This is a genomic window from Butyricimonas faecihominis (assembly GCF_033096445.1).
GTDB classification, from domain to species: Bacteria; Bacteroidota; Bacteroidia; order Bacteroidales; family Marinifilaceae; genus Butyricimonas; species Butyricimonas faecihominis.
This window is the reverse complement of record NZ_AP028155.1, coordinates 3,321,228-3,342,569: the sequence shown is the minus strand read 5'-3', so window position 1 is coordinate 3,342,569 and position 21,342 is coordinate 3,321,228. Positions and strand designations below refer to the sequence as shown.

The following is a 21,342-nucleotide window of genomic DNA, read 5'->3' as shown; positions in this document are numbered from 1 at the left end:
GGTGATTCAATTGATGCAAAATGTAAGTATTTTTGTGGGGAGTGTGGCTGCGCCACGTTGCAGGTTGCAAGTTAATAAAGTTATTTTGTTTGAATGAAATGAATAAAGATAGGAGCGGGTATAAGTTTTTGGGTGGTTGGCGAGGACTTCGGGAGTTATTGCCGAATAATTTAGGGGCCTTCACACAGGTATTCGTTTCCTTGAAAAGTTATAATTTCCGTCTTTATTTCGGGGGACAATGTATCTCGCTGATCGGGACGTGGATGCAACAGATTGCCATGAGTTGGCTGGTGTTCCGGTTGACCGGATCGGTGCTTTTACTGGCGACGGTTACTTTTATGGCGCAAATCCCGATTCTCGTGGCTACCCCTTACATGAGTGTTTTTGTTGACCGGTTTGATCGACGTAAGTTGCTGGTGCTGACGCAATCGCTGTCTATGATACAGGCGTTGTTGATGGCTTTGCTCACGTTGACCGGGTTGATACAGGTGTGGCATATCATGATTCTGAGTTTATTGATCGGTTTGATTAATGCTTTGGATAATCCCACTCGACAGTCATTTTATCCGAGTTTGGTCCCGAAGGATAAGTTGAGTAACGCTATTGCGCTGAATTCTGCCGTGATTAATGGTTCTCGTTTGATCGGGCCTGCGGTGGGTGGAGTGTTGATCGGTTTGTTGGGAGAGGGCATTTGTTTCCTGTTGAATGGTATCAGCTATATTGCCGTGATTATTGCCTTGTTGATGATGCGGGTAGCGCCCAAGCGGGAGAGAACCGCGAAGCAAAAGGTGTGGGAAGATATGCGGGATGGTTTCCGGTACGTGGCGGGTAATATACCGATCCGTACGCTATTGCTTTTGATGAGCGCGATCAGTTTCTTCGGGTTACCCTTGATGACGTTTATCCCGGCTTACGTGAAAACGATCCTGCACGGGGAGAGCGAGATGCTGGGGCTACTACTTTCATGTATCGGTGTCGGTTCCTTCATTGCGGCCTTGTATCTGGCAGCCCGGAAGAGCGTGCTGGGACTGGGAAAAGTGGTGATGCTTTCCGGGGCATTGCTGGGGATCGGTTTGTCGGTGATGTCGTTTGTTACGATTCCTTGGGTGGCTGCCGTGCTATGCTTGCCGGTGGGCTTCACGATTATTGCAGCCGTGGCTTCTATCAACACGCTGTTACAGACCCTTTCCAGCGAGGATAAACGAGGCCGGGTGATGGGATATATGGCAATGTCTTTCACGGGTATGGCTCCCGTGGGCAGTATGGTGCTGGGGGCAATTGAAAAATGGATCGGTTTGCAAATGATTATCCTACTATCCGGGATTTGTTGTTTTGTTGCCGCTTTGGTTTTCGAATATTATCGCCCCTTGGTGCGTAGATATGCCCGTCCCGTTTATATTGAAAAGGGGATTATCAAGGAGATTGCCATTGGGATTGATTCCACGGAGGAACAACGGTTCTGATCCCTATTCGTCACTTCCTTTCAATACCGGAAGACTGATGTGGTATTTCACGGCAACGACCCGGGTTAAAATGACACTTCCGGCCGTGATGATCTGGGTAGTGATGTGTCCCACGGCAAAGAAGTCACAGGCGAAGTAAATTAATCCGCCTAGAATACAGGCAATAGCGTATATGTCCTTACGGAAGATAAGGGGAACTTCGTTGATAAATATATCCCGGATGACTCCCCCGACAGCTCCGGTTGTCATACCCATGATAATGGCAACCCACATTGGGAATCCTGCAACCAAACTCTTCTCGATGCCAACCACGGTAAATAGTCCCAATCCAATGGCGTCAAAGATGAAAAACGTGTTATTCAATCGGATGACATATTTCCCGAATATAATCACGAATAACAAGGCCAGTCCTGTAACAATTAGATAGGAGGGTTGGTGCATCCAAAAAGGAGTTAACCCCAGCATCAAATCTCGTGTCGTTCCGCCCCCGATGGCTGTTGCGGCTCCAACCACGTATGCCCCGAACCAGTCGAATCGCTTGGCTGATGCCAAACGTATTCCACTGATAGCGAACGCGAATGTACCGATGTAATCAATGATTGTAGTAAAATCAATATTCATATTCCTGTTATTTTTTGAGCCTGCAAAGCTAATAATAAAGGAATATCATTCGCCACGTATTTTGATGTTTTACAGCATGATAATAGGGTTTATAAACCTATTTTATACCCACTCTTCGCTTTTCACTTTCCCTTCCACGGAAAGTACGATCTTTTTGATCGGGATGTTACGGGAGGCCATTTCTCTCACTTTTAAAGCCATTTGCAGGAGGCCACCGCAACAAGGAACTTCCATGATGAGAACCGTGAGCGTGTCGATCCGGGCATCGTCAATCATGCTACGAAGTTTGTCCACGTAAGAATCGGTATTATGATCCAGTTTAGGGCAGGCAATTGCCAAAATCTTACCTTTCAGGAAGCGTTCATGAAAATTCCCGGAGGCAAAGGCTGAACAGTCGGAGGCCAGTAGCACGTTTGCCCTTTGGAAATACCCGGCTTGCGGGTTTAATAGGTGTAACTGCACAGGCCATTGTCGGAGTTCGGAGCCACCGGAACATGGGGTTACAGCGGGTTTCATGACAGGTTTTAATTCTCTTGCCATGGAACCGGGACATCCACATCCCAGTTTCGGTGTGGGGTGTAATTCTTGCAGGTTTATGGGGATGTTATGGCGTTTCAGATAGTCCAGTCCCTGTTTTACCAGCTCTTTTTCACCGTGTTCTTTCAGGTGACGTAAATGAGCTAGAATCACGTGTTCTCCTTTGGACACTATACGCTCCATAACAGCTTCTTCACTATATGGTTCCGCTTCCCGCTCTTCTAATTCGATGGCACCGACGGGACATTCTCCGATACAAGCACCCAGTCCGTCGCAGTACAAATCACTTATCATGACGGCTTTCCCGTCGATTAATTGTAAAGCCCCTTCGTGGCAACCTTTCACGCATAGCCCGCAGCCGTTACATTTTTCCTCGTCTATTTTTATAATTGTCCGTTTCATAATCAGTCGTTTTTGGTTCTAGGGCAAAGATACACGTGAAAATAGGGGAATTTTGTAATGAATATTACAGATGGAGCTCAAAAAACAAGAATAATTGTTTATGAATTTTAAATTGTAAAAAATAGAGAGAATGTATAAGTTCTAATTAATATCGTTTTTTTCTTTTTAGTATGATATACACTCTCTTTAGACATCATTCGTAGAGCTTCTGGGAGGTATTCGTGGAGGAATGAGAATAGAGTTTGTTTAATATCGGAACAAATTCGAATCAAAGACACTCACTGAACGTCTTTGAAACGTCTTTGATTCGAAAGTGAAACGTCTTTGATCCCTAAGTTCATCGAATCTTCTTCGAATTTCCTGCGGGTATTTATGGTATTCTCCAGTATCTCCTTGTACAAGAAACTAGGAACTTTTTCCTTTCGTACGAGGAGATACTGGGGAAGTGTTAACCTTCAATTTTGGAAATTTACTTGAATGCTTTTTTCAAGCGTTCCAGTCCTTCTTTTACCGTTTCGAGCGGGCAACCGATGTTCATGCGGAAAAAGCCTTCTCCCTCGGGGCCGAAATCCGTGCCGCTATTTAAGCCGAGTTTCGCCTCGTGGAGTAGTTTTTCCTGAATTTTCTCGTGGGATAACCCTGTCGCCCGGAAATCAAGCCAGAGTAAAAAAGAGCCTTCCGGGAGTATCATTTTTATTGAGGGTAACTCTTCCCGGAGAAATTGATCGGTAAACAGGATGTTCTTTTCGAGGTAACGAACCATTTCGTCCAACCAGGCGTCCCCGTGCTTGTAGGCAGCCTCTAGAGTGACGTGTCCGAAGATATTACCCAAATCCAAGTGCAGACATAAAAGTTCTTTCTCGAAGGGGCGACGTAATTCCGGGTTCGAGATCACGACAACGGAATTCATCATCCCGGCGATATTGAATGTTTTACTCGGAGCCATCATGGTCACGGTGATCGCGGCAATCTCCGGTGACAGGGAGGCCATTACCACGTGCTTGTGTCCGAAGAGGGCAAGGTCGGAATGGATTTCGTCAGAGAGGATTGTGACCCCGTATTGCAGGCATAACGCTCCGATTCGAGTAAGTTCTTCCTTGGTCCATACTCTTCCCACTGGGTTGTGAGAATTGCTTATTATCAGTAATTTTACTCCGTTTTTCAGTTTCTTTTCAACATCTTCCCAGTTAATCTGGTAATGTCCGTTTTCTACATTCAAGGTACTGCATACGAGTTCCCGGTTGTTATCTTTCACCACGGCATAGAATGGAGGATAGACAGGAGTAAAAATCATGACCTTATCATGTTCTTCCGTGTAAACTCGAACCCCTAATGCTAGGGCCGTGACGATACCGGGACTACTTAACAGCCAGCGGGTATCTACTTGCCAACCGTGGCGACGTGCCACCCAGTCAGCGAATGCTTGTTTGGCTTTATCACTTCGGAACGTGTACCCGAAAACTCCTTTTTCACAACATTCACGAGCGGCATCGAGAATTTCGGGGGCAACCTGAAAATCCATATCTGCTACCCACATGGGCAGAATATCCGTGCTACCAAACACATTTACAAGATTGTCGTACTTCACGCAACTGGTGTTCCGACGGTCTATTATCTGATCAAAATTGTACATACTTTTTTTATTTAATCGAGTAGCAAGTTATAAAACTCTTTTAAATATTTATACGGGAAATGTCGAAACATTTATTTCATATTTTGGTAATCGTTTCTTAACAATACAATTCTTCCTTTGTATAAGTAATTTAGGAATGAATATATGCCTAAGAAACAGCAACATTACAAAACAATCGTTCTTTCGGACATTCACCTCGGTTCTAAATGGTCGAAGACGAAAGAGGTTACCCGTTTTTTAAAACAACACTCTTGCGATACCCTTGTCTTATGTGGTGATATTATCGACGGGTGGTCGCTTATGCGAGGGAAAAACAGTAAATGGCGGCGGCGCCACACGAATTTTATCAAGGTGTTACTGGACATCTCTCATGACACGAAGATTATTTACGTGCGGGGAAATCATGATGATTTCTTGGATCGAGTGATCCCCTTGACCTTCTCGAATATTTCCGTGGTGAAGGATTACATCTACACGAGTGGGGATAAACGTTATTACGTGCTACATGGGGACGTGTTTGATAAAGTGACTTCTTCCATGAGTTGGTTGGCGAAAGTCGGGGATGTGGGATATTCTTTCTTGTTGTGGGCGAACAAGATTTACAATCGCCGTCGATTGAAGAAAGGTTTGCCCTATTATTCGATTGCCCGGGAAATCAAGTTGAAAGTGAAAGCTTCGGTTTCATATATCAGTGATTTCGAAAAACACATCGTGGATATTGCCGGGAAGAAAGGTTGTCAAGGGGTGATTTGCGGGCATATCCACTATCCGGAGAAGAAGATGATCGGGAACGTGCTTTACTTGAATTCGGGAGACTGGATGGAATCTCTCTCTGCCTTGACCGAGGATTACGATGGAAACTGGAACGTGTATATCGAAGAAAAGGCTTTGACAGAGGTACGAGATTCGGAATCTGAAACTGTATTACACACGGGATTAGCGGTATGAAGTATTTATTTATCGTTCAAGGAGAGGGAAGGGGCCATCTGACACAGGCCATTTCGCTCTCGCAAATGTTACGTCGCCATGGTCATGAGGTCGTGGAAGTGCTGGTTGGGAAAAGCAGTAACCGGGAGATTCCCGCTTTCTTTTTGGAGAAAATTGGGGCAAAGGTAAAGACTTTTACCAGCCCGAGTTTTTGTTATGGGAAAGATCACAAGAAGGTGAAACTGACAAAAAGTATATTACTTAATATCACGGTGAAGAAATTGCGGGAATATAGTAAAAGCGTGAATCTGATCCATCGTCACATTCAAAAGACGGAGCCGGATGTGGTAATTAACTTTTACGAGATTTTGGCCGGGCTGATGAACCTGCGTTTCCGGGAACATGTTCCTTTTGTCTGTATCGCTCACCAGTTTCTGATGAAACATCCTGACTTCCAATACGGGAACGGGACCGGAAGAGAAGAAATGTTATTGCGTCTGAATAACACGTTGTGTAGTATCGGGGCGACGAAAACATTGGCTCTTTCATTCTATCCCTTAAAGGATTTTTACCGGGAGAGAATGGCCGTCGTACCGCCACTTTTACGGGAAGAGGTGTTACAAGCTGACCCGCGGGATAAGGGATATATTTTAGGGTATATGCTGAATCCCGGGTATGCCGATGAGGTAAAAGAGTGGCATAAATCCCATCCCGATCAGGAGGCTCACTTCTTTTGGGACAAGAAAACTGCTCCTCCGGTTTTTCGGGTAAACGATCGTTTAACTTTCCACCGGATTAATGATGTCAAGTTTCTAGAATACATGCAAGGCTGTTCGGGGTATGTCACGACCGCCGGGTTTGAATCCGTCTGCGAGGCGATGTATCTGGGAAAGCCGGTCATGATGATTCCTACCCACGTGGAACAGGAAATCAATGCTGCCGATGCAGTTGGAGCCGGGGCGGGAATCGAGAGTACGACTTTCGATGTTTCCCGCCTCGTGGAATATATTCCGAGCCATAATGCAGATTCAGGGGTTTTTCGAGCTTGGGTACAATCTGCTGAAGAGTTGTTTATCCGGCATTTGACGACGCTGGTGTAGAAAGTTTATTTACCTTACAATCCATTTTTATGCAAAAGACTTTCAGGTTATGCCGGGTACATTAAACAAGCCTTGGAAAAGTAATTAAAAATGTTTACCTTTGAAGTAGGTAATCAAACGATTTAGTGATGGATAAATACATTCGATTTGACTGGGCCGTGAAACGCTTGTTGCGCAACAAGGCTAATTTCGGGGTGCTGGAAGGCTTGCTGACAGTTTTACTGAATCGCCCGATACAGATTCTTGACATATTGGAAAGCGAGAGCAATCAACAGGACGACAATGACAAGTTTAATCGTGTGGACATCAAGGCTCGGGATAGCGAGGACGAGATCATTATCGTGGAAGTTCAGGTGACGCGGGAATTATATTTCTTGGAACGAATTCTTTACGGTGCGGCCAAGGCCATTATCGAGCATATAGAACTGGGAGAACTTTACTCGGAAGTGAAGAAAATTTATTCTATCAGTATTCTCTATTTCGATATCGGTAAAGGTGATGATTACTTGTATCACGGCCAGAACACGTTCACGGGAGTTCACACCGGCGACCACTTACAGGTAACAATGAAAGAACGTGATGCCTTGGTTCGTCGTCTTCCCTCCGAGATATTTCCCGAATATTTTTTAATCCGAGTGAACGAATTTGACAAGGTGGCTGTAACCCCGCTTGAAGAGTGGCTGGATTATTTGAAAAACGATCACATCCGTCCGGACACGACCACACCGGGATTAAAAGAGGCAAGAGAAAAACTGGTTTACTATGATATGGATCCAAGTGAGCGGGCCGCTTATGATCGTCATGTGGATGCGATCATGATCCAGAACGACGTGTTGGGAACGGCTAAATTCGAGGGACTGGTAGAAGGTCGAGCAGAAGGTCGGGCAGAAGGCCGTACAGAAGGTATTCTTGAAGTTGCTCGAAACATGAAAAAGATGGGAATATCCGTGGAAACAATTATTCGAAGTACGGGATTGCGACCCGAGGAGGTCGAACAGTTATAGGTAATATATGAATGTATTTGATTTATTAATCGGAAATACGGGACAGGCTCTTCAACTGGTGTTCCAATTGGGATTTCTTCCGGTTGAAGAGAATTTCCTAGAATTGACAGACGAGCAGTATCGGCAATTTTCGGCAGAAGTGGGAGGCGTTGATGAAAAACTTTATATGATCGTCACTTCTAATGGACAGGATATTCTGGACGATGATTATAATGAAATCTCTGTAGTGACTGAATCAGAAAAGAATGGATTTTTAAATGCGACGGCAATTATAAAAAAATATTGTGCGGACAAAAATTTGGCTTCTGATAAAGAAAAATTGTGTTATGCCGCACATTGTTTACCCGATTGTTTTTCGAAAGGTACGAAATTTGAAAAATATCATAATCTTTCTGTTGATTAGGGGCAATAAAGTCAACTCGTGGGTATAATTTTGCCTTCAAGGATAGCTTGATATAAGGAATAACAAGTAGTCAACGCCTTAATTTTCCAAAATAAACTGGGTGTCTCTATTGATAAGACAGGAGGATTTGAGTGTAGATAGGGGTGAGGTATAGTCAAGAAAGGGAGCCTTATGGACTCCCTTCCCTTGCCTGATAGCATTTCATTATTTCTTAGCCAAGTCAATCAAAATTTCGAGAACTTGGATTGCACTCTTGGATACTTTGGTACCGGGACCGAATACGGCGATAGCACCCGCATCGAACAAGAATTGGTAGTCTTGGTGAGGAATAACACCACCCACGTAAACGAGGATGTCTTCACGTCCCAATTTTTTCAATTCTGCGATAACGGCAGGTACAAGCGTTTTATGACCGGCTGCTAGAGAAGATACTCCGACAACATGAACGTCGTTTTCAACGGCTTGTTTAGCGGTTTCTTCCGGGGTTTGGAACAACGGTCCCATATCCACGTCGAAACCAAGGTCTGCGTAACCCGTAGCAACAACTTTAGCACCTCGGTCGTGTCCGTCTTGACCCATTTTAGCGATCATGATACGCGGACGACGTCCTGTCATTTCTGCAAACTGGTCTGCCAGTTTTTTGGCTTTCTGGAAGTCTTCGTCTTCCTTGGCAATACTTGAATATACTCCGCTCACGGTTCTGATAACTGCTTTATAACGTCCTGCAACTTTTTCACATGCATAAGAGATTTCTCCCAAAGAGGCTCTCTTCTTGGCTGCGTCTACGGCCAATTCCAACAGATTGCCCTCGCCGGTTTCAGCACAACGAGTGATCGCATCCAATGCGGCATCCACCTCGGCTTGGTTACGGTTGGCTTTCAATTCGTGCAAACGACGGATCTGGGCTTCACGTACTGCCGTGTTGTCCACTTCAAGAATATCGATCGGATCTTCTTTTTCCAAACGATATTTGTTCGTACCCACGATGGTTTGTTCGCCACTGTCAATACGAGCTTGCGTACGAGCGGCTGCTTCTTCGATACGTAATTTTGGAATACCGGATTCGATAGCTTTTGCCATACCACCCAGTTTTTCAATTTCTTGGATGTGAGCCCAGGCTTTTTCAACCAATTCTTGAGTCAAGCTCTCAACATAGTAAGAACCTCCCCACGGGTCGATTGATTTACATACGGTAGTTTCATCTTGAATATAGATCTGGGTATTACGAGCGATACGGGCAGAGAAGTCAGTCGGAAGAGCGATAGCCTCATCCAATGCGTTGGTGTGCAAAGATTGCGTGTGTCCCAAAGCAGCTCCCATGGCCTCGATACAAGTACGCCCCACGTTGTTGAACGGATCTTGCTCGGTCAATGACCAACCTGAAGTCTGGCTGTGTGTACGCAATGCCAAAGATTTCGGGTTCTTCGGGTTAAATTGTTTAACGATCTTAGCCCACAACAAACGTCCGGCTCTCATCTTGGCAATTTCCATGAAGTGGTTCATACCGATAGCCCAGAAGAATGACAAACGAGGTGCGAATGCGTCGATGTCCATTCCGGCGTTAACCCCGGCACGTAAGTATTCCAAACCGTCAGCCAAGGTGTATGCCAACTCGATATCGGCGGTAGCACCTGCTTCTTGCATGTGGTATCCGGAGATAGAGATAGAGTTGAACTTCGGCATATTCTTGGAAGTGTATTCGAAGATGTCAGCGATAATCTTCATAGAGAACTTCGGCGGGTAGATATAAGTGTTACGCACCATGAACTCTTTCAAGATATCATTCTGGATTGTTCCTTGTAATTGGTCAAGAGTAGCACCTTGTTCCAATCCGGCAACGATATAGAATGCCAAGATAGGAAGTACGGCACCGTTCATCGTCATGGATACAGACATCTTGTCCAATGGAATTTGATCGAACAAGATCTTCATGTCCATGATAGAGTCTACGGCAACACCGGCTTTACCCACGTCACCGATTACACGCGGGTGGTCTGAGTCATATCCGCGGTGAGTGGCTAAGTCGAATGCTACAGACAAACCTTTCTGTCCGGCAGCCAAGTTACGACGATAGAATGCATTTGATTCCTCTGCGGTAGAGAATCCGGCATACTGACGGATTGTCCAAGGACGCATCGGGTACATCATGGAGTAGGGACCACGTAAATATGGAGGGATTCCGGCAACATAATCCAAGTGCTCCATCCCTTTTAAATCTTCAGCCGTGTACACGGGTTTTACCGGTATCAGCTCGGGTGTCAACCAGTTTTTCTCAATGTGATTAGCTTTTTCCCATTCTGCAGCAGCAGTGGTAGCTTTCTCTGTTGACTTGATATTTATATCTTTGAAATTTGGTTTCATCTTTCAATTTTTGATTTATGACAAATCGTCAATTACTTAATTCCCAATTTTTGTTGGTATGCTTTCAAGTCTTCCAGCACGTTACATTTCACGTGAACATAGTTCTTGATGCCAATTTCTTCTAGTTGGGGTCTGCATTCCGGGTTACCGGCAACAACGATGATTGCTTTGTCCTGCATTGCTGCATATACTTCCGGTGCGATAGTAGCGTACTCGTCATCCGAGCTACAGATTACCACGATATCAGCCTTGTTGTCCATGCATGCTTTAGCACCTTCTTCAACAGTCTTGAATCCGTTGTTATCCATTACTTGGAATCCTGCACAAGCGAAGAAGTTACAAGCGAATTGAGCTCTTGCTTTACGCATAGCCAAATTACCCATCGGGAACATGTAAACTACCGGGCGACGACCTTGTTCTTTTGCAAACAAGTCAGTTCTGATACGCATAGCTTCGAAAGCTTGAGTTCCACGGTAAGGTTTCAACGTTTCAACAACAGCGTCGGGAGCGGTTTTGTCTTCCGGCTCTAGGATGCAAGCACAAAGCTCTTTATCCATTTTCTCGTTGAAGTTCGGGAATTGGTTCGTACCCAAGAAGTTTTCTTTCCGGTTAGCGATGTCCTGATCTCTCTTCTGTGCTGTAGCTTTCACGGCAGCCTGTACGAATCCTGATTCAAGAGCTTTCACCATACCGCCTTGTTCTTGTACTTCCAAGAAGAGTTTCCAAGCAGCCTCGGCGATGAATTGGGTTAATTCCTCGATATAATATGAACCTCCGGCAGGGTCAACGATTTTGTCGAAGTGTGATTCTTCTTTCAATAACAATTGTTGGTTACGAGCTACGCGTTCTCCCAGTTCTGAAGGATGGCACTCGTAGATATAGTCGTACGGGTGAACCGTGAACGAGTCAACACCACCGATTGTTGCGGACATGGTTTCCGTTTGAGTACGGAGCATGTTCACGTTCGGATCGTATACCGTCTTGTTCCATTCTGATGTTTCAGCATGGATATTCATCTTGCAAACGCAGTCACAGCAAGGATTGTAAGCTTTCACGATGTGAGCCCACAAATAACGAGCTGCTCTTAATTTAGCAATTTCCATGAAATATTTGGAACCGGTAGCAAAGTGGAAACGCATACGAGGAGCGATGTCCTTCACGTCCATTCCTGCATCGGTTAATTTGTCAAGGTATTCTACTCCGGCAGCCAAGCTGAATCCTAATTCCTGAACGATGGATGCTCCCGAGTTATTGAAGACATATCCACCTACCTCAATGGTTTTGAAGTTTTTCAGTTCGGAAGTGCTTTCCGTGGTAGCCTTTACCACGCTGAACGGGTTCGGGTCACAGAATTTTCCTTCTAAAACGAGTTTGCTGATCGGATCGATATTGATACCTCCCTGTATTTTTTCAGGGTTGAAACCTTTCTCTGCAACGTACTCTTTGAACATATTCAAGATAGCAACTTTGTTGCAGCATACAACGAAGTTAATCTCGATACATTCCAAGCAAATATCTTTCAACAAGGCAGCCATATCGGCTTTCGTGAAGTTCTTGCAATTTGTAAGCACGAATCCGAGTGAGTCAACACCCTTGTTCAGAACATCCAACGCTTTCTTGTTCGCCTCAGCTACATCCTCTACCACGATGTCCTGACGAACGAGCCATTCGTTGTTGTTTTTCTTGTTACCTCTCACGAAAGGATATTCTCCCGGGAAGCATTCTAAGTTCTTGAGGTCTTTCATGTCCTCCAACCGGTACATCGGTTGTACGTTGAAACCCTCGTTTGTTCTCCAAACCAGCTTTTTATCGAAGTCAGCCCCTTTTAGGTCTGCAATGACTTTGTCCTTCCACTCTTGGGTGGTGTTGGGAGCAAATTCACTGAAAAGCTTTTCGTTTACATTCTCTGCCATAATAGATTTTTATGTATTTATTCTGTAACTGTTTGTTATTAAAAACGAAAGGCAAAATTAGCCGTTTTTGACAATAAAAAAAAGAAATTCTTCTTTATTTCGCCTCGTGAATCGGATTATAAGTCTTTTTAAGGATTTTGTGAATAGAATGTTCTATGGGTTATCGGGGGATGATGGAATGACAGGTATTTAAAGAAATATTGCAGGAATGTTGTTTTGCATAGAGAAATGGATAATGCACTGATATTCAATGAATCGTTTTGCATCCGGTCGTTATGGTTTCGATGAGTGTCTGTTCTAGGGAATAAAGGGATAAAACGGGTTTGGCAGGACTGATGTAAGGGAAGGTGAAAAGATGCAGTGGTGTATGTTGTATTTTAATGGCAAGGGGAAAATAGATGTTGAAAGTTTAACAAATGGGTGAAAACGTTACGCTTGTGTTTTGTAGGGGAAAAAATTATTTCGTAATTTGCGGTGTTAATTTAAAAAGCAAAAACAGATGAAGAAAATTAGAGCAGCCATCGTCGGGTATGGAAATATAGGTAGTTACGTGCTTGAGGCACTGCAAGCTGCCCCCGACTTTGAAGTAGCAGGAGTAGTACGCCGGGATGCGACGAACGTGCCGGCCGAATTGAAGGACTATGTTGTCGTGTCGGATATTGCTCAAATCAAGGATGTAGACGTGGCAATTTTGTGTACCCCAACCCGTAGTGTGGAGTCGTATGCCTCGAAAATATTAGCTATGGGGATTAACACGGTGGATAGTTTCGATATTCACACGGAGATTTCCGGTTTGCATAAACGTCTGGGAGAGGTTGCTAAAAAGCATGGGAAAGTATCTGTTATTTCCGCCGGATGGGATCCGGGAAGTGATTCTGTCGTTCGTGCCTTGTTAGAAGCTTGCGCCCCGAAAGGGATTACTTATACGAATTTTGGCCCCGGCATGAGCATGGGACACACGGTTGCAGTGAAAGCCGTGGAAGGCGTGAAAGCTGCGTTATCCATGACGATTCCGGTGGGAACGGGAATCCATCGCCGGATGGTGTACGTGGAGTTGAAAGAGGGGTACGATTTCAAACAAGTGGCCGAGGCGATCAAGACCGATCCTTATTTCGTGCATGACGAGACGCACGTGATGCAGGTGGAGTGTGTCGATAACCTGAAAGATATGGGCCACGGCGTGAATCTTGTCCGCAAGGGTGTTTCCGGCAAAACGCAGAACCAGTTGTTCGAATTTGACATGAAAATCAATAACCCGGCTTTAACCGGACAAATCCTCGTGGCAACAGCTCGTGCATCCATGAAACAACAGCCGGGATGCTACACGTTAATCGAGATTCCGGTGATTGATATGCTGTATGGAGATCGGGAGGAGTTGATTAAGCATCTGGTATAATTCATGTAACGTTCTTGTAGAGCATTTATAATGATTTTAAACTACGACTTTATGCTGTTTTTTCAGATGTAAAGTCGTAGTTTTTTTGTTCTCTTATTGGGTGGGTTTAGATCGTGGGTGTGAGAATGGGATGTGACTTGTCTATTTTTTTATTTTATTTTTTATATCTTTATCGTGTCGGATTTGGGGGTAACGTGCTTGCTCGGAAATTTGTATTTTCAAGAGAAGCAGGTGAGAGAAACCTATCGGGCCACTTTTGTTCGGAATTGGCGTGTTAAAACGAGTCGAGTAAAGGAGCGTGATTTCCCGAAGGAGAAGGCCACGATTACACTGGATGATCGGAGAGAATCGGACAATACGATTATTGCGGATGCGGTGAAGTGGATGAAGGTGAATAAATGAGAGATAAAAAGCAAAAGGTCATCCGATAAGGTAATTCGTGAATGTTAGAATGATTTTATACCAAAAGGTATTATACCAAAAGGTATAAAATTATTTCCTATAATTTGGTAAATCCTTGAATACTCATTACATTTGTAGAAAACAATTATTATGTTGGATTCACCTTTTCAATACGGGAAATTAGCCGCTGGTTCGACCTTTGTAAATAGGGTTAGGGAGAAACAAGAACTTAAAAGTAACTTGTATTCGGGCATTAACACGATGCTGATTTCCCCCCGGCGCTGGGGAAAATCATCTTTGGTGAAAGAAGCGATGAAAGAGCTGGTTGAAGAACGTCCTGATGTGCGAGTATGCTTTTTGGATGTCTTTACGGTACGAAGTGAGGAGGAGTTTTATCAACTTTTTGCAAAAGAGGTCATCAAAGCTACTAGTAATAGTTGGGAAACGTGGATTTCAAATGCTACGGAATTCTTAAAAACGCTCTCTCCGAAAATATCTATCGGTGTTGATCCGATGACTGATTTTTCTATCGGGCTAGAATATCACAGAGTGAAAGAAAATGAACGGGAGTTATTAGAACTTCCTGAAAAGATCGCTTGTTCCAAGGGAATTAAAATTATTGTTTGTATAGATGAGTTTCAAAGTTTGGCAGGATTGAAAAATTATGGGCATTTGGAAGGAGAAATGCGTAGCGTGTGGCAACACCATCAAAAGGTTAGTTATTGTTTGTATGGTAGTAAACGGCACATGATGATCGAAATTTTTAATTCGTCTTCCAAGCCTTTTTATCGATTTGGACAATTGATGTTTCTCCGGAAAATAGATGAAACTGAATGGATAAAATTTATCATGAATTCCTTTCAACGGACGGGGAAGGAGATTTCGACAGAGGATGCCGGATTGATTGTTGAGAAGGTGAAATCTCATTCTTGGTACGTGCAACAGTTATCTCATTTCGTGTGGAGTGCAACTCGGAAGGCAGTGACTGTAGAAATTGTTGACAAGGCGTTTTCGCAAATCGTGAATACAAATTTGCCTTTGTATGTTGCCGAATGTGAGGCTTTATCCATTACCCAGCTTAATCTTTTGATTGCTATAGCGAAGGGGGAGTCAATTCTTACGGGAGCGACGACGATGTCCAAGTATAAATTGGGAACGCCGCAAAACGTGTCGAAAAATAAAATCGTTTTAGAACAAAAAGATATTTTGGATAAAACGGTGGAAGGTTTTTATTTTCTTGATCCTGTATTCGAATTCTGGTTTAAGAGTGAATACGTGGATGGATAACGAATATTTACCATATAGGAAAAACTTTGGCGATTTTGTATCGAGGAGAGACAGACAACACGATTATAGTGAATATCGTGAAATAGGAAAAGTGCCTCAATAGGGAATTTAACTTAAATTGTGGCCCAAAAGCAAGAAACCATGATAAATGCTTTTACATTCATCATGGTCTCTTAGTGTAGGAAATGATTAAATACTTTTGATTATTCCTTAATTGCCTCCAACGTTTGTTTTCCCGTCAGTTCCTCCGGTAGTCCATTCTGTAATTGTGGATGAAAAGTTAACTCCAGTGGCGTTTACTGTAATTGTTAAGGTTGTTATTTTTCCGGGTAATAAAGCTAGATCCTTGATATCGTAATCTTTTGCTTCTGTTATATTGGCAAATTTAAGATTGATAGTTGTTGGGGCTACTGGTAAAATAATAAAATTTTTGGATGCAGAGGTTTCTGTCGTGCTGTATGTGACAGAGCCAAAATCAAGATCTATATTTGTGGGGGTTGCGTTTGCGGTTAATTCGGTACTTCCGTCTGCTTTAATTGTCATATCTAATTTTGAAGGTACGTTTATTTTGGCACTTTCTAGTACTCCGTAAAAGGAAAAAGCAGATTCGTTTTGAGCTATTACCTTTAATTGAAGTTGGGCTAGTTTATGTGCGAATTGGAAATTTACGGTTGGTGGTGTCGTGGAATAAGTTGTCGCGATAGCGGGAGCGACAATGATGTCTTCTTCTCCGGTTATCGTAAAATTGACTGTTCCGGAGGTGAGAAGGCCTTGTGGCCAATAGGCAATAAAATTTGCTGCATCTGTTGTTGATTTATAATATTGAGGATTTATGATGTTTTCAAATGTCCCATCTGTTTTTAAGTCAGCTGTGGTTGTTACATCTGAAATCGTGTTAAATGCGGGATTCGCTCCGTCTGTACCTCTTAGAATTTGTATGCTTGTTATGTTTGATACAGGATGACCGCTTCCGTCAGTAGTGATGGCAGCCCGGGATAACATATCGATACCAGCTCCGAATTTAATCTCTACCGGAACATTAGGATCAACGTCATCTTCGGATGTTTTAGTACAACTTGCCATAGCTGCTATGGCAAGAATTGATAGAATAAATTTTTTCATATCGTGAGCATTTAAGTTTTTTGCAAATGTGAGAGACTTGTCACGAAAGAGATGAGTAAAAAGTAAAATTCTGTTATAATTTTACCTTTTCGGTCGTGGATTGTACGAATTCCAAAATTTTTACGTATTCGAAATTGTTAAAGGGGGTCCACGTAACGTTGTTTCCATTGTTTTGGGGTGATGCCCTCGTTGAATTTGAAGGCAGAGATGAATGAGGAAAGGGAATTGAAGCCGGAAAGGCTGGCTACTTCCTGGATTTGCATATCCGGGTGTTGAATTAATAGAATCGTGGCTTTCTGTATTCGGTATTTGTTGACGAACTGGTAGAAACTGAAGCCGAACTCGTTGTTGATAACGTTCGAGACGTACGTGCGGTTTGTTCCCAGCAAGGCGGCCACGTCGGCTATGGTCAGGTTCCCGTTGGTGTATATTTCTTTTTCATCGAAAAGGTGGACGAGTTCATCCTTCATCTTTTCTCTTTTGATCCCGAGATTTTTCAAATACTTCTCGGGTAGGGCGGGAAAAACGGGGGATAATTCCGTTTCGCTTGTTGGAGCGGTGACAGGTGGCTCCGGGCAGGAATTAGGGGAAATGATTTCCTCTTCATGAATCTCCGCGTGTTGCTCCGTGTAACAGATATAAGGTTCGTTGAGAGCGTGGATAAACAAGTAAAAAGTGAATAATATGGAACTGATGTGGAATAGATAATCGCTCCAGATGGCTTGAAAACAAGATGCGAAAAGAGCTACAAATGCGAAAAATACAGCCAAAGGGATGGCTTGGTTTAGCCAGTGTAAATCGATGTTTTCCATGGAAGAATAATTCTCTTCCAGTCGTTGCATATGTTCTTGTTTCAAATGCAGAATGCGAAACGTGTATAGTGTGATCATGATGGCTTGAAGGATCAGGCTGGCGCAACGGAAAATAATTAAAGGTAAGTTGGCATTAAAGAACACGCCGTCCCCCGCAATTTTTTCTTGCAGAGGCGACAAAAAGAAACTGGTAATCAGTACCAAAATTCCCGGCATCAAGTGTGGCCAAATTCTTCGGGATGTCAGTTTTTCCGGTTTCGTGAGCTTGCGGAAATAGAAAAAATACAGGGGAACCAGAAACAAGTTAATGACAATATCAAAGATGGGTAAGCCCAGTTCACCCGTGATATATTTATGAATATCTTGTATCATGTTCGGGATGAAGATCAACCCCGAGAATGTGAAAATAATTCCCAGTAGCCTCCGTGGATGCATTCCGGCTTGTTCGCTGGGGACGGCCCCTTTGACTGTTAACAGCGTGAGGCCGCAAAATAGGGGAATGATAAAAGAAAGGACGTACGAAAAATACATCCAAAATATTGGAGAAGATATACTGTCATTCATCATATTCCTAGAATTTGAAATGCCGTCCTTTTATTTCACGGGACAAATATAATGAAATTATAACTATATGGATACGATCTTGATATTTTGAATAAAAGTTTGGAAGAATAAAAATAGATACCTTAAAAATTGACATCCTGCCGTAAACTTTGTACTTTCGTCCCCACTATAGATGACTTATAATGAATGATGAAAAGCTAAAGGAAGAAGTTCGCAAGGCTTGCGAAATTCTTAAAAATGGGGGGATAATTCTTTATCCCACGGACACGATATGGGGCATCGGGTGTGATGCCACGAACGAGGCTGCCGTGAAACGGGTGTACGAGCTGAAACACCGGGAGGATAGTAAGGCTATGTTGGTATTACTGGACGATGTGGGTAAGCTTGCATCCTACGTGGAGGTTCCGGACGTGGCTTACGAGTTGCTTGAAGTGAACGATAAACCCATGACAATCATTTACCCGAACGCAAAGAACTTGGCGAAGAATCTGATTGCCCCAGATCGAACCATCGGCATCCGGATCACCTCGGAGGATTTCACGAAATCCTTGCTTTACCGTTTCCGTAAACCCATTGTCTCGACGTCAGCCAACATCAGCGGGGAACCTTCTCCCCGGTGTTTTGCCGAAATCAGTGATGCTGTGAAAACTGCTGTCGATTACGTGGTCGATTTCCGTCAGGAAGAAACAACGAATCCCGCTCCCTCCAGTATCATCAAACTGGGTGTTGGTGGCGAGATTCAAATCATCAGAAAGTAATAACCCGAAGATTGAAATCGAGAGTGTCCCCACATTTTCAATTTTCAATTTTCAATTTTCAATTGTATTATGGCTCTTATTTTAAATATAGATACTTCAACAGATGTATGTTCCGTGGCGATTGCCCGGGATGGAAACGTGATTGCTTTAAAAGAGAATGACGAGGGATTTAATCATTCCACTTTATTAGGCGTGTACGTGGATGATTTATTAAAGGAGAACGACTTGACTGCTAGTGACTTGTATGCCGTGGCCGTGAGTATGGGCCCCGGTTCCTACACGGGCTTGCGTATCGGGGTATCTTTAGCCAAGGGGATATGCTTTGGTGCCGGGAAACCTTTGATTGCTGTTAGTACATTGGCAGCATTGGCAAATGCCGTGGCCCAAAGAGAGGACGAAGAGGCTTTTTATTGCCCGATGATTGATGCCCGTCGCATGGAAGTCTATACGGCAATATATGATCGGGAAGGAAATGTCGTGCGAGATATTCACGCTGAAGTGATTGAAGAAAATTCTTTTGCCGATTTATTATCTACCCGGAAAGTTTTGTTCTTTGGAAATGGGAGTGATAAGGTGAAGGAAGTCTTGAAACATCCGAATGCCGTGTTTATTAACGGGGTCTCGACTTCTGCGGCAAACATGATTGGGCTTGCAGAACGATACTTTGAAGCCGGTAAATTTGAAGATGTAGCCTATTTTGAACCGTTTTATCTGAAAGATTTCGTGGCTACCGTACCTAAACGGAAAGTTTTATAAATTAAAAGCTTTATCTTTGCTCTACTAAAAAAGAGAGATGGGCGATCCGCATGTAATAAAAAAAAGAGGTAAGCAAGAAGAAGAGGATTTTAAAATTCTTTTTCGGGATTATTTTGCCTCCATGTGTGTCTTTGCTAATCGTTACTTGGAGGATGGAGAGATGGCCCGAGACGTGGTTCACGATGTGTTTTGTGGATTATGGGAAAATCCATCGGAACTGGTGGGTGTTGCCAGCGTGAAAAACTATCTTTATACTAGCGTGAAGAATCGTTGTCTTGACGTGTTGCGTCGGGAGAATATCCATCATCGTTACGTGGAGTGGGAACAGGAAAATGAAAAAGAACGTGAAGAGTTTTTCGAGATAGAAACTTTGCGTGAAGATGTTTACCGGTTACTGGATCAGGCCATACAATTATTGCCGGAACGTACCCGGGAAATTTTGTTGTTGAAGTTACAAGGTCTAAAGAATCAGGAGATAGCAGATCAATTGCATATTTCCGTGAATTCGGTAAACACGTTAAAGGCAAATGCTTACAAGGTATTAAGAGACCAATTGCATGATCAATATTTCCTTTCATTGTTATTTTTTTTGAAAAAAGTCTGTTTTTGATTCACTAGTTTTTTTCATGAGTTCGTCTATGGGATGTATTAAGGATAATAGACGGATGTATGAATCTGAAATCAAATCATAAGGTATGGCTCGTGTTTGCCCAGTTGCTTGGAATGGAAACCGAGCAGGAACGGCGTCAATTGGACGAGATTGTCGTGCCTGATTCTAAAGAAAAATTATTACTTGACGAAATGTCTTCGGGGGAGGATTATTTGCGGCGGCGGCAAATGATAGAAGATATAGATGTGGATAGAGAGTTGGAACGGGTGATGAGGCCCCGTAGACGGCGATTATCAGTTCTGTTGGGGAGAGTAGCAGCCGTGTTATTGCCTCTTCTTTTAGGGGGAACGGCCATTTATGTTATGTATTCAAGAAATAATGCATCCTTGAAAAATGTAATTAGTTTGCACGATGTGGAGCCGGGGACCTTGGAGGCTGTGCTTGTCACGAGTGACGGGACATTGCGGGAATTACAGACAGCCGGGAACCATATTAACGAAAAGGATGGAAGTAAGATAATGGTCGATTCGGCTCGCTTGAATTATCAGGACAACAGACCGGAATCCGTGCAGGAATTGATTTATAATAAATTGCTCGTGGGGCGTGGGCATGAATATATGCTGATCTTGAATGACGGGACACGGGTGTGGATGAACTCGAAATCAGAATTAAGTTATCCGGTAGCTTTTGGGGAGAACGTACGTCGGGTACGTTTATCGGGAGAGGCTTATTTTGAGGTAACCAAGGATTCGGTTCGTCCCTTTATCGTGGAAGTTGACCGGGGATTTGAAGTGAAGGTGCTGGGAACGCATTTCAATATAAAGGCATATGACACGGATGATTCCTATGAAACGACTTTGGTTGAGGGGAAAGTGCAGGTTTCTCAAGGGCATAAAACAAAGATCACGCTGGAACCTTCGGAACAGATGGTGATCGGGAAAGACGGGCGTCACGAGGTACGGGTGGTAAACACGAGTTACTACACGGCTTGGCACGAAGGATGGTTTTATTTTAACGACGAGTCCTTGGAACAGGTGTTAACCATGATTGGTCGTTGGTATGATGTCGATTTCGTTTTCGTGAAGGAGAACCTGAAAGAGATCACCGTGACGGGGAAATTGAAACGTTTCGAGAATCTGAGCGTGATATTGAAGATGTTGGAAAGAACAACCGGAACGGAATTAATGTTGAAGAATAGAATAGTAAAGGTGGATAAAAAGAAATAACCGGGAATGGGTCCAATCATCCCCGGTTATCATTAATAATCAATA

At 43.5% G+C, this 21,342-nt stretch carries 19 protein-coding genes; 12 read left to right on the top strand and 7 right to left on the bottom strand.

Annotated elements, in window-relative coordinates; all coding sequences use genetic code 11:
- Positions 1-98: 98 nt before the first annotated feature.
- Entirely contained in the window at positions 99-1,463 is a 1,365-nt protein-coding gene (locus R8806_RS13850; RefSeq protein ID WP_124317098.1) for an MFS transporter, read from the top strand.
- Positions 1,464-1,466: 3 nt separating this feature from the next.
- Here the strand turns inward: R8806_RS13850 and R8806_RS13845 are convergent, their stop codons facing one another.
- The 3 genes from R8806_RS13845 to R8806_RS13835 all read right to left on the bottom strand — a co-directional run bounded on the left by R8806_RS13845 (position 1,467) and on the right by R8806_RS13835 (position 4,656).
- The gene (locus R8806_RS13845) at positions 1,467-2,084 is read right to left on the bottom strand and encodes a trimeric intracellular cation channel family protein (protein WP_124317092.1); all 618 of its coding nucleotides are present in this window, start codon (positions 2,082-2,084) and stop codon (positions 1,467-1,469) included.
- A gap of 102 nt (positions 2,085-2,186) precedes the next feature.
- The gene (locus R8806_RS13840; RefSeq protein WP_124317093.1) at positions 2,187-3,023 is read right to left on the bottom strand and encodes an ATP-binding protein; all 837 of its coding nucleotides are present in this window, start codon (positions 3,021-3,023) and stop codon (positions 2,187-2,189) included.
- A 469-nt stretch (positions 3,024-3,492) separates the two neighbouring features.
- Entirely contained in the window at positions 3,493-4,656 is a 1,164-nt protein-coding gene (locus R8806_RS13835) for a MalY/PatB family protein (RefSeq protein ID WP_124317094.1), read from the bottom strand.
- A gap of 144 nt (positions 4,657-4,800) precedes the next feature.
- Between R8806_RS13835 and R8806_RS13830 the strand changes: the two genes are divergently transcribed.
- From R8806_RS13830 to R8806_RS13815, 4 genes are all read left to right on the top strand, one after another.
- Positions 4,801-5,604 (top strand): UDP-2,3-diacylglucosamine diphosphatase, encoded by an 804-nt coding sequence (locus tag R8806_RS13830; protein ID WP_124317095.1) that lies wholly within the window; start codon positions 4,801-4,803, stop codon positions 5,602-5,604.
- Positions 5,601-6,683, top strand: a complete 1,083-nt coding sequence (locus R8806_RS13825) for a glycosyltransferase family protein (RefSeq protein WP_124317096.1) — start codon at positions 5,601-5,603, stop codon at positions 6,681-6,683. Before R8806_RS13830 ends, R8806_RS13825 begins: the two co-directional genes overlap by 4 nt.
- Before the next feature lie 128 nt (positions 6,684-6,811).
- On the top strand, positions 6,812-7,687 hold the full coding sequence (locus R8806_RS13820) for an Rpn family recombination-promoting nuclease/putative transposase (RefSeq protein WP_124317097.1): 876 nt from the start codon (positions 6,812-6,814) through the stop codon (positions 7,685-7,687).
- Between the two features lie 7 nt (positions 7,688-7,694).
- On the top strand, positions 7,695-8,090 hold the full coding sequence (locus R8806_RS13815; RefSeq protein WP_124318043.1) for a hypothetical protein: 396 nt from the start codon (positions 7,695-7,697) through the stop codon (positions 8,088-8,090).
- A 204-nt stretch (positions 8,091-8,294) separates the two neighbouring features.
- Here the strand turns inward: R8806_RS13815 and scpA are convergent, their stop codons facing one another.
- Positions 8,295-10,451 (bottom strand): methylmalonyl-CoA mutase, encoded by a 2,157-nt coding sequence (gene scpA, locus R8806_RS13810; protein WP_124318042.1) that lies wholly within the window; start codon positions 10,449-10,451, stop codon positions 8,295-8,297.
- A 32-nt stretch (positions 10,452-10,483) separates the two neighbouring features.
- Positions 10,484-12,364 carry a methylmalonyl-CoA mutase small subunit gene (mutA, locus tag R8806_RS13805; protein ID WP_124318041.1) on the bottom strand — a complete coding sequence of 627 codons (1,881 nt, stop codon included), beginning with the start codon at positions 12,362-12,364 and terminating at the stop codon, positions 10,484-10,486.
- Positions 12,365-12,863: 499 nt separating this feature from the next.
- Here mutA and R8806_RS13800 point away from each other — a divergent pair, with 499 nt between their 5' ends.
- The 3 genes from R8806_RS13800 (at position 12,864) to R8806_RS13790 (ending at position 15,449) form a co-directional block, all read left to right on the top strand.
- Positions 12,864-13,760, top strand: a complete 897-nt coding sequence (locus tag R8806_RS13800; protein WP_087419353.1) for a diaminopimelate dehydrogenase — start codon at positions 12,864-12,866, stop codon at positions 13,758-13,760.
- A 231-nt stretch (positions 13,761-13,991) separates the two neighbouring features.
- On the top strand, positions 13,992-14,162 hold the full coding sequence (locus R8806_RS13795; RefSeq protein ID WP_167513912.1) for a hypothetical protein: 171 nt from the start codon (positions 13,992-13,994) through the stop codon (positions 14,160-14,162).
- Positions 14,163-14,312: 150 nt separating this feature from the next.
- Positions 14,313-15,449 (top strand): AAA family ATPase, encoded by a 1,137-nt coding sequence (locus tag R8806_RS13790; protein ID WP_229782969.1) that lies wholly within the window; start codon positions 14,313-14,315, stop codon positions 15,447-15,449.
- A 210-nt stretch (positions 15,450-15,659) separates the two neighbouring features.
- Here the strand turns inward: R8806_RS13790 and R8806_RS13785 are convergent, their stop codons facing one another.
- Positions 15,660-16,571, bottom strand: a complete 912-nt coding sequence (locus R8806_RS13785) for a fimbrillin family protein (RefSeq protein ID WP_124316765.1) — start codon at positions 16,569-16,571, stop codon at positions 15,660-15,662.
- 137 nt (positions 16,572-16,708) lie between these two features.
- Entirely contained in the window at positions 16,709-17,950 is a 1,242-nt protein-coding gene (locus R8806_RS13780; RefSeq protein WP_124316766.1) for an AraC family transcriptional regulator, read from the bottom strand.
- A 179-nt stretch (positions 17,951-18,129) separates the two neighbouring features.
- Between R8806_RS13780 and R8806_RS13775 the strand changes: the two genes are divergently transcribed.
- The 4 genes from R8806_RS13775 to R8806_RS13760 all read left to right on the top strand — a co-directional run bounded on the left by R8806_RS13775 (position 18,130) and on the right by R8806_RS13760 (position 21,297).
- The gene (locus R8806_RS13775) at positions 18,130-18,705 is read left to right on the top strand and encodes an L-threonylcarbamoyladenylate synthase (RefSeq protein WP_124316767.1); all 576 of its coding nucleotides are present in this window, start codon (positions 18,130-18,132) and stop codon (positions 18,703-18,705) included.
- Between the two features lie 69 nt (positions 18,706-18,774).
- Positions 18,775-19,461: a tRNA (adenosine(37)-N6)-threonylcarbamoyltransferase complex dimerization subunit type 1 TsaB gene (gene tsaB, locus R8806_RS13770; RefSeq protein WP_124316768.1), complete on the top strand. Its 687-nt coding sequence runs from the start codon at positions 18,775-18,777 to the stop codon at positions 19,459-19,461.
- A gap of 37 nt (positions 19,462-19,498) precedes the next feature.
- Entirely contained in the window at positions 19,499-20,071 is a 573-nt protein-coding gene (locus tag R8806_RS13765; RefSeq protein ID WP_124316769.1) for an RNA polymerase sigma-70 factor, read from the top strand.
- Between the two features lie 59 nt (positions 20,072-20,130).
- Positions 20,131-21,297: a FecR family protein gene (locus R8806_RS13760; RefSeq protein ID WP_124316770.1), complete on the top strand. Its 1,167-nt coding sequence runs from the start codon at positions 20,131-20,133 to the stop codon at positions 21,295-21,297.
- Positions 21,298-21,342: the final 45 nt, after the last annotated feature.

Coding starts and splice junctions, on each gene's coding strand:
- R8806_RS13850 (WP_124317098.1), top strand. CDS start 99: ATGAATAAAGATAGGAGCGGGTATAAGTTTTTGGGTGGTTGGCGAGGA.
- R8806_RS13845 (WP_124317092.1), bottom strand. CDS start 2,084: ATGAATATTGATTTTACTACAATCATTGATTACATCGGTACATTCGCG.
- R8806_RS13840 (WP_124317093.1), bottom strand. CDS start 3,023: ATGAAACGGACAATTATAAAAATAGACGAGGAAAAATGTAACGGCTGC.
- R8806_RS13835 (WP_124317094.1), bottom strand. CDS start 4,656: ATGTACAATTTTGATCAGATAATAGACCGTCGGAACACCAGTTGCGTG.
- R8806_RS13830 (WP_124317095.1), top strand. CDS start 4,801: ATGCCTAAGAAACAGCAACATTACAAAACAATCGTTCTTTCGGACATT.
- R8806_RS13825 (WP_124317096.1), top strand. CDS start 5,601: ATGAAGTATTTATTTATCGTTCAAGGAGAGGGAAGGGGCCATCTGACA.
- R8806_RS13820 (WP_124317097.1), top strand. CDS start 6,812: ATGGATAAATACATTCGATTTGACTGGGCCGTGAAACGCTTGTTGCGC.
- R8806_RS13815 (WP_124318043.1), top strand. CDS start 7,695: ATGAATGTATTTGATTTATTAATCGGAAATACGGGACAGGCTCTTCAA.
- scpA (WP_124318042.1), bottom strand. CDS start 10,451: ATGAAACCAAATTTCAAAGATATAAATATCAAGTCAACAGAGAAAGCT.
- mutA (WP_124318041.1), bottom strand. CDS start 12,364: ATGGCAGAGAATGTAAACGAAAAGCTTTTCAGTGAATTTGCTCCCAAC.
- R8806_RS13800 (WP_087419353.1), top strand. CDS start 12,864: ATGAAGAAAATTAGAGCAGCCATCGTCGGGTATGGAAATATAGGTAGT.
- R8806_RS13790 (WP_229782969.1), top strand. CDS start 14,313: ATGTTGGATTCACCTTTTCAATACGGGAAATTAGCCGCTGGTTCGACC.
- R8806_RS13785 (WP_124316765.1), bottom strand. CDS start 16,571: ATGAAAAAATTTATTCTATCAATTCTTGCCATAGCAGCTATGGCAAGT.
- R8806_RS13780 (WP_124316766.1), bottom strand. CDS start 17,950: ATGATGAATGACAGTATATCTTCTCCAATATTTTGGATGTATTTTTCG.
- R8806_RS13775 (WP_124316767.1), top strand. CDS start 18,130: ATGAATGATGAAAAGCTAAAGGAAGAAGTTCGCAAGGCTTGCGAAATT.
- tsaB (WP_124316768.1), top strand. CDS start 18,775: ATGGCTCTTATTTTAAATATAGATACTTCAACAGATGTATGTTCCGTG.
- R8806_RS13765 (WP_124316769.1), top strand. CDS start 19,499: ATGGGCGATCCGCATGTAATAAAAAAAAGAGGTAAGCAAGAAGAAGAG.
- R8806_RS13760 (WP_124316770.1), top strand. CDS start 20,131: ATGAATCTGAAATCAAATCATAAGGTATGGCTCGTGTTTGCCCAGTTG.